This window comes from Natrinema salinisoli (genome assembly GCF_020405205.1).
GTDB lineage: Archaea > Halobacteriota > Halobacteria > Halobacteriales > Natrialbaceae > Natrinema > Natrinema salinisoli.
Genome location: NZ_CP084469.1, coordinates 2,249,620 through 2,266,750, shown reverse-complemented (window position 1 = coordinate 2,266,750; position 17,131 = coordinate 2,249,620). Strand labels below are relative to the sequence as shown.

The window sequence follows — 17,131 nt, the reverse complement described above, 5'->3', positions numbered from 1 at the left end:
CTCATGACGCCAGTGATGAGTTTATAATCATATATATCCGTTCAATTATGTATGTCGTGTCGTGATTCTACCGGCGAATCATTACGGATAAGGTACCCGACCGGGATCGATCGAACGTGAGCGATCTCGGAAAAATCGATCGGGCGTTCTTCGAACGCCACATCGCACCGAATCTGGGTGCCGACCGCGACGACGTCGCCCTCGGTCCCACCCACGGCGTCGACTTCGGCGTCCTCGATATCGGCGGGCGGGCGCTGGTCACCGCCACGGATCCGGTTTCGATCCTTCCCGCACTGGGCCTCGAGCGGGCGGCCCGCTTCGCGCTCGACCTCATCCTCGCGGACGTGGCCGTCAGCGGCGTGGCCCCGTCGCATCTCTCGATCTGTTTTACCCTCCCCGAAGGGCTGACCGACGACGAGTTTGCGACGATCTGGGAGACGATCCACGCCGAGTGTGCGGATCTCGGAGTCTCGATCGTCACGGGGCATACGGCCCGCTACGGGGACGTCTCTCACCCGTGGGTCGGCGCGGCCACCGCGATGGGGGTCGGCGACCACGACGAGATCGTCCGTCCCGACGGCGCCTGTCCCGGCGACCGACTCCTCCTGACGAACGGCCCCGCAGTCGAGTCCGTCGGCCTGCTGAGTACGCTCTACGGCGACCAACTCGAGTTGCCAAGCGACGTGCTCGCAGACGCACAGGAGCGCCTCGAGGAGGTCTTCGCCGTCCGCGACGCACTCACGGCGGCCGCCGCGGGGCCGGTGCGGGCGATGCACGACGTGACCGAAGGCGGTCTCGCCGGTGCATTGAACGAGATGGCCGACGGCGCGGGCGTCCGGTTCGAGATCGATCGCGACGCCGTTCCGATGCGCCCCGGCGTCCGCGAGGTCTGCGACGCCCTCGCGTACGACCCCTGGGCAGCGACCAGCTGTGGCTCGCTCGTGATCGCGGTCGATCCCGACGGCGTGGACGACGTACGCGGCGCGCTCGAGGACCGGAACACGCCGGTCGCCGAAATCGGCCGCGTCGAAGCGGCGGGAGACGAGGGCGGGGCGGTATTCGTTGATGGGGACCGGCTCGAGCACCCGGCCGTCGATCCGTCGTGGGCGGCGTACGCGGAACTGGCGACTAGGGCGGCCGACGACGCCGATTCGTAACTGATCGAATGAACCGGTGTCGACGGACTCGAGCTGTTTCAGTCCGTCCGGCCGGTATGCGATGGCGCGTGCGGAGTCGCGATGAGCGAACGCCGGAGGCGTGAGCGTTAGCGCGGGACCTTCGGTCCCGCGAACCATACGAACGGACGCTTCGCGTCCGTGAGTAGAAATCGGCTGGGGAGGGCGTGGCTCTCCGTGTTCCCAGCAGGAGTGGCGGGCCATAACCGGCCGTGGCTTTCCCACTGACGTGGCTTCAATGGGTACCACTCCCTCCCCAGCCGATTCGCTCGTTCACCGTGTTCACTCGCTCATCCCTCGCGTGGGTTTGAGCCGCAGTTCGTTATCCACTCACTGCGGCTCCGCACGCGCCACCGCAGGTAGCAAGCGTCGGACTCTCAGCGTCGCTGACCATCACCGCTTAGTATAACCCGAGAATACCCTTTCGTATGAGAACACCAGCACCCGACAGCCGGCCGGTCGCGCTGACGATCGCGGGCAGCGACTCCGGCGGCGGCGCAGGGATCCAGGCCGACCTCGCCACGATGGCCGCCCACGGCGTCTTCGGAACCTCGGCGATCACCGCCGTCACCGCCCAGAACACCCGCGGCGTCCAGTCCTCGCACGTCTTGCCCGTCGAAGAGATCGAAGCCCAACTCGAGGCCGTCACCGACGACTTCGCGGTCGGCGGGGCGAAGACCGGGATGCTCGCGACGACCGAGGTCATCGAAACCGTGGCAGACCGCGCCCGCGGGTTCGACTTCCCGCTCGTCGTGGACCCCGTCATGGTCGCGACCTCGGGCGACCGGTTGCTCGAACCCGAGGCCGAACGCGCCTACGAGGACCTGCTCGGCGAGGCGACGCTGGCGACGCCGAACGTCGACGAGGCCGAAGTACTGACCGACGTCGCGGTGACTGACGAGGAACGCGCCCGGGAGGCCGGCGAGGCGATCCTCGAGACGGGCGTCGATGCGGTTCTCGTGAAGGGAGGCCACGTCCCGGGAGAGACAGTCACAGACGTGCTCGTCACTGGCGACACCGTTCGGGCGTTCGAACACCCCCGCATCGGGACGGACGCGACCCACGGCTCCGGCTGTGCCCTCGCCGCCGCGATCACGGCCCGCCTCGCGACGGGCGAACCGCTCGAGACCGCGGTCGAGGGCGCGACCGACTTCCTCGCTCGCGCGGTGCGCTACTACTACGACGTCGGCGAGGGCCACGGCGCGGTCAACCACATGGTCACGCTGCGAAACGAGGCCGCTCGAGAGCCGACCGCCGAAGAAGTCCAGGCGGTCGTCGATCGGTTCGTCGACGCCGACGTCTCTGCGCTCGTTCCCGAGGTCGGGATGAACGTGGTCGGGGCGACTCCCTACGCCGAATCCGTCGCCGAAACCGCCGCCGTCGAAGGTCGGATCACGCGGACGCTCTCGGGCGTCCAGCCGAACCGCGGCGTTCGCTTCGGGGCCTCGAGCCACGTCGCCAGATTCCTCCTGTCGGCGCGGGAGTTCGTCCCCGACCTACGGTTCGCGGTCAACTGCCGGTTCGACGCGGACGTCGAGGCGGCGCTCGAGGCGCTCGAGTGGCCGGTCGCCGAGTACGACCGCAGCGAACAACCCGACGAGATCAGGGAAACCGAGGGGAGCACGATGGGCTGGGGAGCCCGGCAGGCCTTCGCCGACCGCGATGAGCCGCCGGTCGCAGTCGTCGATCGCGGCGAGGTCGGCAAGGAGTCGCTCGTGAAACTCGTCGCCGCCGATCCGGAGACGCTCGCGGATCGAACGCTGGCGCTGGAGACCGAGGTAGCGAAATGACTGTCACCGACCTCGACGTCGGAATCGTCCTCCCGCAGTACGGGACCGACGTCGAGACGGTTCGGGACACCGCACTCGAGGCCGAAGCGCTCGGTTACGACGCGGTCTGGCTCGAGGACCACTTCCAGTCGTGGATCGGTGATCCGCGTCGGGCGACACAGGAGTGCTGGACGACCCTGAGTGCGGTCGCCGAAGCGACCGACCGCGTGCGACTCGGCACGCTCGTCACCAGCCAGTCGTACCGCCATCCGGCGCTGCTCGCGAAGATGGCCGCGACGGTCGATCGGCTGAGCGACGGGCGGCTCGAGCTGGGACTCGGCGGCGGCTGGTACGCCGACGAGTACGACCGCTTCGGCTACGAGTTCCGGGAACCGCCGGCCGAACGGCTCCGCCGCCTCGCCGAGACGATCGAGATCGTACGGGGGCTCTGGACCGAGGAGACGTACAGCCACGAGGGCGAACACCTCGACGTCGACCTCGAGGAGGCGTTCTGTGAACCCCAGCCCGTCCAAGAGCCCCATCCGCCGATCTGGATCGGCGGCGGCGGCGAGGACTTCACTCTACGTTACACCGCCGAGCTCGCGGACGGCTGGAATTACGGGACGCTCGAGCCGGACGGGTTTGCGGAGAAACTCGACGTCCTCCGGGAACACTGCGAGAGCGAGGAGCGCTACGACGAGATCCGGAAGTCCGCCGAGCTGTTCGTCTTCGTCGGCGAGACGACCGCGGCGGCCGAGGAAAAGCGCGAGGCGTTCCGGTCCGAGTTCCTGCCTGACGGCCCTGCCGAACCGCGGGAGTTCTTCCTCTCGGGATACCTCGAGACGGCACCGACGGGAACGCCCGACGAAGTTCGCGACTGCCTCGCGGAGTACGTCGATGTCGGGATCGAGGAAGTAATGCTCGCGGTTCCGAACGCGGCCGACGACGAGGACGAGAGCCTGACGCTGCTGGCCGCGGACCGAATCGAATAGCTCGCTCGAGGCCGTTCGGCAGTTTCGGTATCGTCTCGATGACAATCAGTCGAACGTGAAGTAGTACTAACACGCTGGCCCGAGTCGTGGTATCGTATGGAAAGCGGGCCGTCGGCGGCGGCTGGCGCCAACATCGAGGGGGAGTCCCCGCAGGTCGAACCGACGGTCGAGACGGACGACGCGACGATCACCGACGGCGCCGAACTCGAGCGGACGCTCGGGCTTACCGGCGGGCTCGCCATCGGAATCGGAACGATGATCGGTGCGGGTATTTTCGTCTTCCCGGGGCTGGCGGCCGGTCGTGCCGGACCGGCCGCGGCGGCGTCGTTCGGCATCGGTGCGATCGTGGCGCTGTTGGTCGCGCTCCCGACCGCCGAACTCGCGACGGCGATGCCGAAAAGCGGCGGCGGCTATTATTTCATCTCTCGCGGCTTAGGCGCGCTCGCCGGCGCGGTCGTCGGGCTATCGCTGTGGTTCGGACTGGTGTTCGCGACGGCGTTTTATCTCGTCGGCTTCGGCTACTACGCCGTCGATACGCTCGCCGAAGTCGGGATCGCGGTCGGCAACGGTCTCGTCATTCCGCTGGCGCTGTTGTTCGGCGCCGGCTTTACCGTACTCAACGCGACGGGAACGGAAAACGCGGCGAAGCTCCAGAACGGGATCGTCGTCTTGTTGCTCTCGATCCTGATCTTCTTTCTCGGGTATGGCGGCCTCGATGCGGTGGGACTGATCGGCGACCCGGCGGCTCCCGAGCGGTTCGCACCGTTCGGCACGATGCCCATATTGACGACGGCGGCGCTCGTGTTCACGTCGTATCTCGGCTTCGCGCAGATCGCGACCGTCGCCGGGGAAATGAAAGATCCCGGTCGGAACCTGCCGCTGTCGATCGTCGGCTCGGTGCTCATCGTCGGCGTCCTCTACGTGGTGACCATCTTCGTCGCGACGAGCGCGTTCGGGAGCGACCAGCTCGCCGAGTTCGGCGAGACGGCGATGGTCGACGTCGGCCGCCACTACCTCGGCCCGATCGGCGCGTTCGCGATCGTCTTCGGCGGGCTGCTCGCGACGATGTCCAGCGCCAACGCGTCAGTTCTCAGCACGTCCCGCGCCATCTACGCCGTCTCTCGCGACGCCCTGTTACCGCGGTGGGCAAGCCGCATCAACCTCCGATACGGCACGCCACACGTCGCGCTTGGGCTGGCCGGCGGGCCGATCCTCGTCCTGGTCGCGACCGGCCGCGTGGAACTCCTCGCGGAGGTCGCCTCGTTCCTCCACCTCATCATGTACGGACTGATCTGCGTGGCGCTGCTCGCGCTGCGCCGAGACGAGCCGGAGTGGTACGAGCCCGATTTCCGGGTGCCGGGCTACCCGGCCGTTCCGGCGATCGGTGCGATCGCCAGTTTCGCCCTGATCGGGTTCATGCAGCCCGTCTCACAGCTCACCGGAATCGCGATCATGGTCGCGGCCGCCGGCTGGTACGCCTATTACGCTCGCGACGTGAAACTGAAGGGGGCACTCTGATGACGCGCGTCCTCGTTCCGCTGGCGATACTCGAGGGAGAATCGGTTGCGACCGGGCTGACGACGCTGCTCGCACCGATGGACGTGACCGTACTGGGGTACCACGTCCTCCCCGAGCAGACGCCGCCGGACCAGGCGCGACTCCAGTACGAGGAGCGGGCGACCGACGCCCTCGTCGACCTCACGGCGGAGTTCGAGACGGCCGGCGGACGCGCCGACCACCGTCTCGTGTTCACCCACGACCGAGAACAGTCGATCGATCGCGTCGCCGCGGAGACGGGGGCCGACGCCTACGCCATCACGGGCGTGACCGGGCCGGTTGATCGCCTCCTCGTGACGCTGACGGGTGACGTCGCCGTCGATCGGCTCTGCTCGTTCGCCGCCGAACTCGTCGCCGACCGCGATATCGGCGTCACGCTCTTTCTCGCGACCGACGACGAAGCCGAAGGTCGGGACGTACTCGAGGCGGCCGCCCGGACCCTCTCCGAGCGCGGTATCGACGTGGGCATCGAACTCGCGGGCGACGACCCCGCGTTCGAGTCGCTCGTCGAAGCCGCGGTCGACCACGACGCGATCGTCATGGGCGAACAGGCGCCGTCCCTCCGCTCGCTCGTCTTCGGAGAGGAAACCGAACGGGTCGCCGCGGAATCGGTCGGGCCGGTGCTCGTCGTTCGGAGGCTCGAGGAACCCGAGGATGCGGTCGAGCGTCGCGACTGATCGTCCGGCCGTTCGCTATTCGTCGCCCTCGCCGTCGACCGCTTCCTCGTGGCCGTCGTCCGACTCGAGGTACTCCCCGCGAACCACGAGCACCGGATCGACCGTCCGGCGGGCCAGCCGTTCGGCGCGATCGCGGAAGACGAAGCGACGGATCGACGGGCGGCTCTCGCCCGCGACGAGGAGGTCGTGGTCGGCCGCGGCCTCGAGAATGGCGTCCGTCGGCGAGTCGTCGACGACGACCGTGGTGTCGATTCGATCCGCATCGACGCCGGCAGCGACCAGTTCCGAGCGCGCCGTTTCGAGCAGTTCCGTCCCCGCATCGCGGCCCTCCTCGTCCGATGCGGCGTGGAGGAGGGTCAGCTCGAGGGCCGTCCCGGAGAGGATCGTGTGGAGCAGTCGAGCGATGTGCCGGACGTTGACGTCGCTTCGGATCGCGACGAGCACCGTCTCGAGGACGGGTGCCGGGTTGAGCAACAGGACGGCGTCGCACGATTCGTCGACGGCGACGCGTTCGAACGTCTTCAGGCGATCGTGGGTGAACGCGACTCGCGTCGTGACGTCACAGCCGGCGTCTTCGAACACCGCCCGGAGCTCGTCGACTTCGGCCCGCACGCGGTCGCCGTACTGCTCGCGCGCCTGATCGGTTCCGGTCTGATCCGGGAGTTCGCGATAGGCGAGCAGGACGACCGGGATCGAAGCGAACGCGTCGACGATGGTCGCCGGCACGGTCTGGCCCTCGAGGACGTCGACCGGGATCAGCACACGATGATCGCGAGGATCTGACATGGCTGGAGTCGGTGGCTCCTACCACGGCGCGCATCATATACCCCTGCCGGACCCGCCGACTCGGGAACCGACACCTAATTTTCGGTGCGGGAATATCGGGGCACATGGTCGAGAGTCCGTTCGACGTGGAGATCGAGGTCGGCGAAGTGATCGAGGCCGAATCGTTCCCGGAAGCGGAGAAGCCGAAGATGACCAAGCTGTGGATCGACCTCGGCGACGAGGAGATCCAGTCCGCCGGCCAGCTGGATCACCACTACGACGCCGCCGATCTCGTCGGTCGACAGGTACTCTGTGCGACGAACCTCGGATCGGTGCGGATCGCCGGCTTCAAATCCGAGGCGCTGACCATCGGCGTCCCGAGCGACGAGGGGTATCCCGTGCTCGTGTCGCCGGACGACGACGTGTCGGTGCCCCTCGGCGGAACGCTGTACTAGGTCCGGCGGCCGGCGACCGGTCGAACCCGGACGCGGTCGTCCACAGCGGTCGAGCGGCTGCTGTCGTTGCGCAACGACCAGTGCCGACGCGGTCGTCGGTGAGCGACCACCGCCGTAGCCACCGCTCGACTCTTCCGAGGTCGATCCTCGAGTCGGTCTCGTCGCTCCACCGCCCGACCCGATCGTCACCGACCACTTTCACCGCGGATCCCGCAGGGTTTTTGCGGTGGACGGACAGTCACCGAGTATGACCGAGGCGACCGGTATCGTCGGAGAGTTCTTCTCCCTGAAAGAGGGAACCGACGCCGACCTGTTGGCGATGCAGTGTGGCGATTTCTACGAGTTCTTCGGCGAGGACGCCGAACGGGTCAGCGACGAACTCGATCTCAAAGTCTCCCAGAAGTCCTCCCACGGCTCCTCCTACCCCATGGCCGGCGTGCCGCTCGACGACCTGACGCCCTACCTGAAGGCCCTCGTCGAACGGGGGTACCGCGTCGCCGTCGCCGACCAGTACGAGACGGAGTCCGGCCACGCTCGCGAGATCGTCCGCGTCGTGACGCCCGGGACCCTCCTCGAAACCAGCGACGCCGACGCCCAGTACCTCGCGGCGGTCGTCGACGGTGGCGGGAGCGCCGGCGGCTCGAGCGGGGACGGACCCGAGTACGGCCTCGCGTTCGCCGACGTGACGACCGGCCGGTTCCTCGTCGCGGACGCCGCCGACGCCGACGACGCGCTGACTGAACTGTACCGGTTCGATCCGGTCGAAGTGCTGCCGGGACCCGACGTGCGATCCGACGACGAACTGCTGACCAAGATCAGAGAGCGAGTCGACGCGACGCTCACGCTTCACGAGACGGAATCGTTCGCGCCGAAGCGAGCGGATCACGGGGTCCGAGACCACTTCGGCACCGAGACCGTCGACCGGCTGTCGGTCGGTGATCCCACCATCGCAGCGGCCGGTGCGATCCTCTCCTACGTCGAGGAAACCGGCGCTGGCGTACTCGCCTCGATGACCCGAATTCAGGCCCACCACGGCGACGATCACGTCACGCTGGACGCGACCACCCAGCGCAACCTCGAGCTCACCGAGACAATGCAAGGCGAGCGCGACGGGTCGCTGTTCGACACCATCGATCATACCGAAACCAGCGCCGGCGGCCGCCTGTTGAAAGAGTGGCTCCAGCGACCGCGGCGCTCGCTCGCAACTCTCGAGGAGCGCCAGGAGAGCGTCGCCGCGCTCTCGACGGCGGCGCTCGCCCGCGACGAGCTTCAGGACGCGCTCGACGAGGCGTACGATCTGGCGCGACTCGCGTCGAAGGCGACCCACGGCAGCGCGGACGCGCGGGATCTGCTCGCCGTGCAGGAGACGCTGGCGGTCCTGCCCGCCGTAGCCGATATCGTCGCGTCGAATCCGGAGCTCGCCGACTCGCCGCTCTCGGGGATCGTTGACCGGCCGGATCGAGATCTCGCACGGGAGTTGCGGGAGACGCTCGCGGCGGCCATCGCCGAGGAGCCGCCGTCGACGGTGACGCAGGGGGAACTCCTCCAGTACGGCTACGACGACGACCTCGACGAGGTGATCGATCGCCACGAGGAGATCAAATCGTGGCTCGATACGCTCGCCGAGCGGGAGAAATCACAGTACGGCCTGAGCCACGTGACCGTCGACCGGAACAAGACCGACGGCTACTACATCCAGGTCGGCAAGTCCGCCGCCGACGGCGTCCCGGACCACTACGAGGAGCTCAAGACGCTGAAGAACTCGAAGCGCTTCACGACCGACGAACTCGAGGAGAAAGAACGCGAGATCCTGCGCCTCGAGGAGCGACGCGGTGACCTCGAGTACGAACTCTTCGAGGAGCTTCGTGACGAGGTTGCTTCGCGGGCCGAGCTGCTGCAGAACGTCGGACGGGCGCTGGCGACGGTCGACGCGCTGGCGAGTCTGGCGACCCACGCGGCCGAGAACCGCTGGGTTCAGCCGGAACTGCATCGAGGCGACCAGCTCGAAATCGAACAGGGCCGGCACCCGGTCGTCGAACAGACGACGGAGTTCGTCCCGAACGATGTTCGTATGGACGAAGATCGCGGCTTCCTCGTCGTCACTGGACCCAACATGTCCGGGAAGTCCACCTATATGCGACAGGTCGCCTGTATCGTCCTGTTGGCCCAGATCGGGAGCTTCGTTCCGGCGAAAGAGGCCGAGATCGGGGTGGTCGACGGCATCTTCACCCGCGTCGGCGCGCTGGACGAACTCGCGCAGGGCCGCTCGACGTTCATGGTCGAGATGAGCGAACTCTCGAACATCCTCCACACCGCGACCGAGGAGTCGCTTGTCATCCTCGACGAAGTGGGACGTGGGACTGCGACCTACGACGGCATCTCGATCGCCTGGGCCGCGACGGAGTACCTCCACAACGAAGTGAAGGCGAAGACGCTCTTCGCGACGCACTACCACGAACTGACCGGGCTCGCGGAGAACCTCCCCCGCGTCGCCAACGTCCACGTCGCGGCGGACGAACGGGACGGAGAGGTGACCTTCCTCCGGACGGTCCGCGACGGTCCCACGGATCGGAGCTACGGCATCCACGTCGCCGATCTTGCCGGCGTTCCGGACCCCGTCGTCGACCGTTCGAGAGACGTCCTCGAGCGCCTGCGCGAGGAGAAGGCCATCGAGGCGAAGGGCGGTTCCTCGAGCGAGCCCGTCCAGGCGGTGTTCGATCTGGGGAGCGGGACGATGCAGACGCAGGCGCAGGCCGAGGGGCAGCCACAGGAGCAGGCGGCGTCGACCGACGGGGGGCCGATGGAACCCGACGCCGAGGGCGAATCGATCGATCCCGACGCCCAGGCAGTCCTCGCGGACCTCGAGTCGCTCGACGTCAACACGACGCCGCCGATCGAACTCGTCTCGAAAGTCCAGGAGCTCCAGGAGCGACTCGAGGAGTAGCGGCCGCCGAGACGGGACGTTCGATGACATCGACTCGAGGTCAGACCGGCCCGAAGGTTCTTTCCATCCGATACGAAACATGGGATGATTCGATGACAGTCGAGAACGAGGACGGCGACCGGCAGCGGGATCACCGCCACCACGAGGCGGTCCTCGACCTCATGCGAGACGAGACTGTCGTCGACGGGGACTTCGACGACGCGGTGCGTTCGATTACGGAAACGGCCGCCCGAACGGTCGGCTGCACGTTCGCCAGTATCTGGCTCTTCGACGACGACGGCGATCACGTCCGCTGCGTCGATCGGTACGACAGTCGGACGGACGACCACACTGCCGGGACGGAGCTCCACGCCGCCGAGTATCCGACGTATTTCGAGGCGCTCCGAACGCATCGATCGATCAGCGCCGTCGACGCGTGTTCGGATCCGCGAACGGAGGAACTGGAGTCCGACTACCTCGAGCCCGCGGGGATCGATTCGCTCCTGGACGCGACGCTCCGAGCCGACGGCGACGTGATCGGAATGGTCTGTCACGAACAGCTCGGAGAGTGCCGCGAGTGGACCGACGCCGAAATCCAGTTCGCCGGCGACGTCGCGGACGTCGTTCACCGGGCCTTGCGGAATCACCGCCGCGCCGAACGGCGGCGGGAACTCGAGTTCAGACAGTCGCTGCTCGAGGCCCAGCAGGAAGCGATGCCGGAGGGGGTCCTCGTCGTCGGCGACGACGGGGACGTGCTCTCGTGGAACTCGAAGTTCCGCGACCTGTGGGACCTCCCGCGAGACGCTCTCGAGGGGTCCTGTGACGGGGAGGTGTTCGAGCACATCCGCCCGCAGCTCTCGGAGCCGGAAACGGTGCTCACGCCGGACGGGAACCTGGTCGATCACGCCGCGGAAACCAGTCACGACGAGGTCGTCCTCGAGGACGGTCGGGTGTTCGAGGTGTATTCGACGCCGGTTCGGGGCGACGACGACGAACAGTACGGCCGGCTCTGGATCGTTCGCGACGTCACCGACCGAACGGAGCGTCAGGAGGAACTCGAGTTAAAGAACCGAGCGATCGACGAGGCCCCGATCGGGATCACCCTCAGTGCGCCCGACGACGACAATCCCCTCATCTACGCGAACGAACAGTTCGAACAGCTAACGGGCTATGCGCGCGAAGACGTCCTCGGTCGAAACTGTCGGTTTCTCCAGGGGGACCGAACCGAACCCGAACCGGTCGACGAGCTGCGTGCGGCGATCGAGGCCGAACGGCCGAGCACGGTCGAACTCCGCAACTACCGGAGTGACGGGAGCGAATTCTGGAATCGCGTCACGATCGCGCCGGTCGCGAACGACGACGGCGACGTGACGAATTTCGTCGGCTTCCAGCAGGACGTCACCGAACGAAAGGAAGCGACCCGGCAACTCCGGGTGTTACATCGGGTTCTGCGTCACAACCTGTCCAACCAGATGAGTATCATCCGGGGGACCGCCGAGCAACTCCTCGAGGAGCCGAGTGCCACCGAAGCTGCCGCGGAGACGATCATCGAGGAGGCGGACCAACTCCTCGGATTCACGGATAAACACCGAGCGATCGTTCGCCTGTTGAGCGAGCGTCCCTCCACCAAACCGATCGAGATCGAGCCGCTCTGCCGCCGATTGATTCGAACCGTCGGGACGGACTTCCCCGACGCCGAGGTCACGCTCGAGGGAGAGTCGAGGGCGACGGTTTCGGCGATTCCCGACATCGAAACGGCGATCCGGGAACTCGTCGAGAACGGACTCGCCTACAGCGATCGATCGCCGGCGACGGTCGCGGTTCGGGTGGACCGTGGGCCCGATACCGTCCGGATACGGATCATCGACGACGGCCCCGGCATCCCCGAGGAGGAGGCGCGGATTCTCACCGGCGATCAGTCCGTCGAGCCCCTCTATCACGGCCTCGGAATGGGACTCTGGCTCGTCTACTGGATCGTGACCCTCTCGCGGGGCACGGTCACCGTCGAGGAAACCGGGTCGGACGGAACTACGGTCCGCCTCGAGCTACCCCGAACCGACGACCGCGGGTGAGCGTGACCGTCGAACGGGTGTCGAGCGTCGATCTTTCGAGCGACGGCTACCGATCCGACGGGGTCCGTGATCGGCCGAGGGCGGACGTGTCGGATCGATACAACTATGGTTCGGTAGGCGACCAGTTAACACGATGCACGAACCGGACTTCGACGTTTCCGACAGGACCGCTATCGTAACGGGTGCGAGTCAGGGAATCGGCCAGGCGATCGCGGAGACGCTCGCGGCGAGCGGTGCGAACGTCGCGATCTGTTCCCGTTCGATGGACCGCGTGGGGCCGGTCGCCGACGGGATCAACGAGGACGACGACGCGGGCGAGGCGCTCGCCGTTGAGTGTAACGTCCGCGAGCGCGATCAGGTTCAGAACCTCGTCGACGAGACGGTCGACGAGTTCGGCGACGTCGACATCCTCGTGAACAACGCCGGCGGGGAGTTCGTCGCGCCGTTCGAGGACATCTCGGCCAACGGCTGGCAGACCATCGTCGACCTCAACCTCAACAGCACCGTCCACTGCACGCAACTCGCCGGCGAAGTCATGCGCGAGGGCGACGGCGGCGTCATCATCAACCTCTCGAGCGTCAACGGCCAGCACGCCGCGCCCGGCGAGAGCCACTACGGCGCGTCGAAGGCGGCGATCATCCGCCTCACCGAGACGCTCGCCGTCGAGTGGGCCGAGGACGGAATCCGCGTCAACTGTATCGCCCCGGGACTCATCCAGACGCCCGGCGTCGCGGAGACGCTCGGCATCGACAGCGAGGACATGCCGTCCCGCGAGGAGACCGACCGCCGGATCGGTCACGCCGCGGAGATCGCGGATCTCGCTCAGTTCCTCGCCAGTCCCGCCGCCTCCTTCATGAACGGCGAGACGGTGACCGCCAAGGGCGTCCCGCGGGCCGGCAACTCGATGTCGCAGGATCTCGGCCTCGAGGACTGAGCGATCGACTATCGCCCCATCGCTTTTGTGACGGTCGACGTCGCTATCCGGGACGTAAGACCTAACCAGCCGCCATCGCTACAGGGACGTAGCACATCAGGCGCGTCGGGGCGGGTTCTCGTGCCGACGCCATCCCACTATGAGTGACGAGAGTACCCCATCCCAGCACGACACCGACATCCACCAGTTAGACGAGGACACCGTCGCCCGCATCGCCGCCGGCGAGGTCGTCGAGCGACCCGCCAGCGCGGTGAAGGAACTCGTCGAGAACAGTCTCGACGCCGATGCCTCGAGCGTCGACGTCACCGTCGAGGCGGGCGGCACGGAGCTGATTCGCGTCGCCGACGACGGTGAGGGGATGTCCGAGGCCGACGTCCGAGCGGCCGTCCGCGAGCACACGACGAGCAAGATCGACGGGCTCGCGGACCTCGAGTCGGGCGTCGCGACGCTCGGATTCCGGGGCGAAGCGTTGCACACCATCGGCTCGGTGTCGAAACTGACGATTCGCTCGCGGCCCCGCGGGGCGGACGGTGCGGGGACGGAACTCGTCTACGAGGGCGGTGACGTCGTCTCCGTCGAGCCGACGGGCTGTCCGGAGGGGACGACCGTCGAGATCGAGGACCTCTTCTACAACACGCCGGCCCGCCGGAAGTTCCTCAAGACGACGGCGACGGAGTTCGCCCACGTCAACCGCGTCGTCACGCGCTACGCGCTCGCGAACCCCGACGTCGCGGTCACGCTGACCCACGACGGCCGCGAGGTCTTTTCGACGACGGGGCAAGGTGACCTCCAGGCCGCCGTCCTGTCAGTCTACGGCCGCGAGGTCGCAGCCGCCATGATATCCGTCGACGCGGACGGCGACGAACTCCCGCCGGGCCCCCTCGAGTCCGTCTCCGGACTCGTCTCCCATCCCGAGACCAACCGCTCGAGTCGGGACTACCTCGCAACGTACGTCAACGGCCGGGCCGTGACCGCCGACGCCGTCCGCGAGGGGATCATGGGCGCGTACGGGACCCAACTCGGCGGCGACCGCTACCCCTTCGTCACCCTCTTCCTCGAGGTCCCCGGCGACGCGGTCGACGTGAACGTCCACCCGCGCAAGCGGGAGGTGCGGTTCGACGACGACGACGCGGTCCGCCGGCAGGTCGACGCCGCGGTCGAGCACGCCTTACTCGAGCACGGCCTGCTCCGATCGCGAGCGCCTCGCGGTCGGTCGGCACCGGGCGAGGCTCGAGTGGATCCCGGCGATACTCGGGGAACCGAGCGGGAGTCCGATTCGGTCGACGTGGAATCGACTACGCTCGAGCGCAGTACCGAGTCCGCGTCACCGGCCGACGAATCGGCCGACGACGGGAGCACGGCTGTCGATTCGCAGCCGGACCGCGGGACCGACGACGCGCCGCCGACCGGCGATCCCGCGAGTGCGAGCGCGGAAGGCGGGGTCGATTCGAGCGGCCCTGACACCGCTGGGACCGACCGCACCTCGAGTGCGCAGTCGTCCTCGGGTAGCCCGGACGAGACGGCGACGAACGCGACGGAGAGGGGACCGGACTTGGGCCAGCGTGAGACGACTCGAACCGATTCAGGCCGGACCCGCGCCGCGAGTGCGGATCGTGACTCCGACCGCGACGCCACGCGGAAGTTCGACGCCGCGTCCGAACAGCGGACGCTGACCGGCGAGGCCGCCACGGGCGAGCAATCGGAGTTCGACTCGTTGCCCTCGCTCCGAGTACTCGGCCAGCTACACGACACCTATCTGGTCTGCGAGACGCCCGACGGGCTCGTCCTGATCGACCAGCACGCCGCCGACGAGCGGGTCAACTACGAGCGCCTGCAGGAGGCCTTCGCCGACGATCCGACCGCACAGGCGCTCGCGGAGCCCGTCGAACTCGAGCTGACCGCAGCCGAAGCCGAAGCCTTCGACCACTACAGCGAGGCGCTCTCGCGGCTGGGCTTCTACGCCGATCGGGTCGACGACCGCACCGTCTCCGTGACGACCGTCCCCGCGGTCCTCGAGGAAACTCTCGAGCCCGACCGGCTACGGGACGTCCTCGCGTCGTTCGTCGCCGGCGATCGCGAGGCGGGTGCCGAGACGGTCGACGCGATGGCGGACGAGTTCCTCGGGGATCTGGCCTGCTATCCGTCGATCACCGGGAACACGTCGCTGACCGAGGGATCGGTCGTCGACCTGCTCGAGGCGCTCGATGACTGCGAAAATCCCTACTCCTGCCCGCACGGGCGCCCGGTGATCGTCCGGTTCGACGAACGCGAGATCGAGGACCGGTTCGAGCGGGATTACCCCGGACACGGCGGGTAGAACCCCTCGAGAGCCCGTCGGGCTCGCGGACAGGTGGTCGGTGGCGGTCGTTACTCGCCGCTTACTCCGTCGAGACTCGCTCCGTCCGACTCCGTAGTCGCCGCGCCCTCGTGTCGATAGAGCCAGAGCGTACAGACGAACGCGATCACGCCGGCGACGGTGGCGAGCCCGAACGCGATCCGATACCCGGTCTCCGTGTACACCCGGACGCCGCCGACGAGGTCGCCGGTCCAGTAAGTGTCGAGGATCCAGCCCATCACCGTCGGGAAGATCGCTGCACCCAGGAAGGCCGCACCGTTGGCCGTCCCCGTCGAGATACCGCTCGCGCTACTCGGATGGCGTTCCTTGACGACCGAGTAACCCAGCACGAACGTTCCCAGCATCACGCCGGCGAGCAGGAACACGGCGCCGACGACCGGCAGTGGCGGGTTCCCGACGACCGCGATGATGCCGAGACAGACGGTGTAACACGCGCCGCCGGCGACCATCAACCCGACGCGGCTCTCGAGGCGGTCCGACAGCCAGCCGATCGCGGGCGGGCCGACCATCAGGCCGACGCCGCCCAGCAGGGTCAGCGTGGAGGCGGTGGTCACCGAGACGTCGTAGGTCTGGACGACGTAGGGCACGCCCCACAGTCCGAACAGGGTGAGGTTCACGCCGGTCGTACAGAACAGCATGACGCTGACGACCCAGATCCAGCGATCGCGGAGGACGTCCGCGAGGTGCCCCCTGAGCTGTGCGTTCGTGAGCGTTTCCTGTCCGGGGACGCCCTCGATGCGCTCGAATCCGGCGTCGACCGGCGAGTCGCGGACGAGCGCGAACACGAGGGCGGCCATCACGAGGCCGACGACGCCGATCCAGCCGACGGTCGCCCGCCAGCCGAACGCGTCGACACCGAGTGCGAGCGGCGTCGTCGCGAAGACGCCGCCGAAGCCGGCAACGGCGAACGTCGCGCCGCTCATCGTCGCGAACTCGTCGGCGCGATACCAGTTGGCACAGAAGCGGAGGATACAGACGAAGATCACGCTCCCGCCGAGCCCGACGAGCCCGCGAGCGAGCGTCGCCGTGAGGTAACTCTCCGCGAGCGCGAACCAGATGACGCCGAGGTTCATCACCACTGCGCCGGTCGCGGCGGTCACTCGAGGCCCGACCCGATCGGCGAGGACGCCCGTCGGAATCTGCATGACGGCGTACACCCAGAAGAAGACGGCGTGGAGCGTCCCGAGTTGCGCGCCGGTCGTCCCGAACGCCGCCATGAGGTTCTCGGAGAGGACGGCGGTGGAGAGTCGGTTGACGTTCACGAGCAGGAAGAGGGTCCCCATCGTCGCCCAGAGGAGCCATCGTCGCCGGAGCGGATCGCGCCAGAGTCGCATGTCCGTCGTACTCCCCAATCGAACACCGAAAAGGTTCACGAAGCGGAAACCGCGGTGCTCCGACCGGCAATCGAGACGGACGACTCGTGGCGGGTCTCGACGCCCTCGCGGACGTCGATCCG

12 protein-coding genes are annotated in these 17,131 nt (G+C 67.5%); 10 read left to right on the top strand and 2 right to left on the bottom strand.

The genetic code is table 11. The features are described 5' to 3' along the window. Window positions 1–116: 116 nt before the first annotated feature. From LDB05_RS11230 to LDB05_RS11210, 5 genes are all read left to right on the top strand, one after another. A complete protein-coding gene (locus tag LDB05_RS11230) occupies window positions 117–1,157 on the top strand; it encodes a HypE family hydrogenase expression/formation protein (RefSeq protein WP_226004080.1) in 1,041 nt (346 codons plus the stop codon). A 446-nt stretch (window positions 1,158–1,603) separates the two neighbouring features. After that, the gene (gene thiD, locus LDB05_RS11225) at window positions 1,604–2,965 is read left to right on the top strand and encodes a bifunctional hydroxymethylpyrimidine kinase/phosphomethylpyrimidine kinase (protein WP_226004079.1); all 1,362 of its coding nucleotides are present in this window, start codon (window positions 1,604–1,606) and stop codon (window positions 2,963–2,965) included. Beyond that, a complete protein-coding gene (locus LDB05_RS11220; RefSeq protein WP_226004078.1) occupies window positions 2,962–3,936 on the top strand; it encodes a TIGR03560 family F420-dependent LLM class oxidoreductase in 975 nt (324 codons plus the stop codon). The genes thiD and LDB05_RS11220 overlap by 4 nt, the downstream gene beginning before the upstream one ends. A 96-nt stretch (window positions 3,937–4,032) precedes the next feature. Beyond that, window positions 4,033–5,454 (top strand): APC family permease, encoded by a 1,422-nt coding sequence (locus LDB05_RS11215; protein WP_226004077.1) that lies wholly within the window; start codon window positions 4,033–4,035, stop codon window positions 5,452–5,454. Continuing rightward, window positions 5,454–6,170 carry a universal stress protein gene (locus tag LDB05_RS11210; protein ID WP_226004076.1) on the top strand — a complete coding sequence of 239 codons (717 nt, stop codon included), beginning with the start codon at window positions 5,454–5,456 and terminating at the stop codon, window positions 6,168–6,170. Before LDB05_RS11215 ends, LDB05_RS11210 begins: the two co-directional genes overlap by 1 nt. A 15-nt stretch (window positions 6,171–6,185) precedes the next feature. Here LDB05_RS11210 and LDB05_RS11205 read toward each other — a convergent pair whose 3' ends face one another. Next, on the bottom strand, window positions 6,186–6,956 hold the full coding sequence (locus tag LDB05_RS11205; RefSeq protein ID WP_226004075.1) for a universal stress protein: 771 nt from the start codon (window positions 6,954–6,956) through the stop codon (window positions 6,186–6,188). A gap of 104 nt (window positions 6,957–7,060) precedes the next feature. Here LDB05_RS11205 and LDB05_RS11200 point away from each other — a divergent pair, with 104 nt between their 5' ends. The 5 genes from LDB05_RS11200 to mutL all read left to right on the top strand — a co-directional run bounded on the left by LDB05_RS11200 (window position 7,061) and on the right by mutL (window position 15,636). Next, window positions 7,061–7,390, top strand: a complete 330-nt coding sequence (locus LDB05_RS11200; protein ID WP_226004074.1) for a tRNA-binding protein — start codon at window positions 7,061–7,063, stop codon at window positions 7,388–7,390. 247 nt (window positions 7,391–7,637) lie between these two features. Continuing rightward, window positions 7,638–10,334: a DNA mismatch repair protein MutS gene (mutS, locus tag LDB05_RS11195; RefSeq protein WP_226004073.1), complete on the top strand. Its 2,697-nt coding sequence runs from the start codon at window positions 7,638–7,640 to the stop codon at window positions 10,332–10,334. Window positions 10,335–10,426: 92 nt separating this feature from the next. Beyond that, window positions 10,427–12,385, top strand: a complete 1,959-nt coding sequence (locus LDB05_RS11190) for a PAS domain-containing protein (RefSeq protein ID WP_226004072.1) — start codon at window positions 10,427–10,429, stop codon at window positions 12,383–12,385. A 133-nt stretch (window positions 12,386–12,518) separates the two neighbouring features. After that, complete coding sequence (locus LDB05_RS11185; RefSeq protein WP_226004071.1) at window positions 12,519–13,319, top strand: SDR family NAD(P)-dependent oxidoreductase; 801 nt, start codon at window positions 12,519–12,521, stop codon at window positions 13,317–13,319. A gap of 139 nt (window positions 13,320–13,458) precedes the next feature. Next, complete coding sequence (gene mutL, locus LDB05_RS11180; RefSeq protein WP_226004070.1) at window positions 13,459–15,636, top strand: DNA mismatch repair endonuclease MutL; 2,178 nt, start codon at window positions 13,459–13,461, stop codon at window positions 15,634–15,636. A 50-nt stretch (window positions 15,637–15,686) separates the two neighbouring features. On the opposite strand, the gene LDB05_RS11175 is transcribed toward mutL, so the two are convergent. Further along, the gene (locus tag LDB05_RS11175) at window positions 15,687–17,009 is read right to left on the bottom strand and encodes an MFS transporter (protein ID WP_226004069.1); all 1,323 of its coding nucleotides are present in this window, start codon (window positions 17,007–17,009) and stop codon (window positions 15,687–15,689) included. Between the last annotated feature and the right edge of the window lie 122 nt (window positions 17,010–17,131).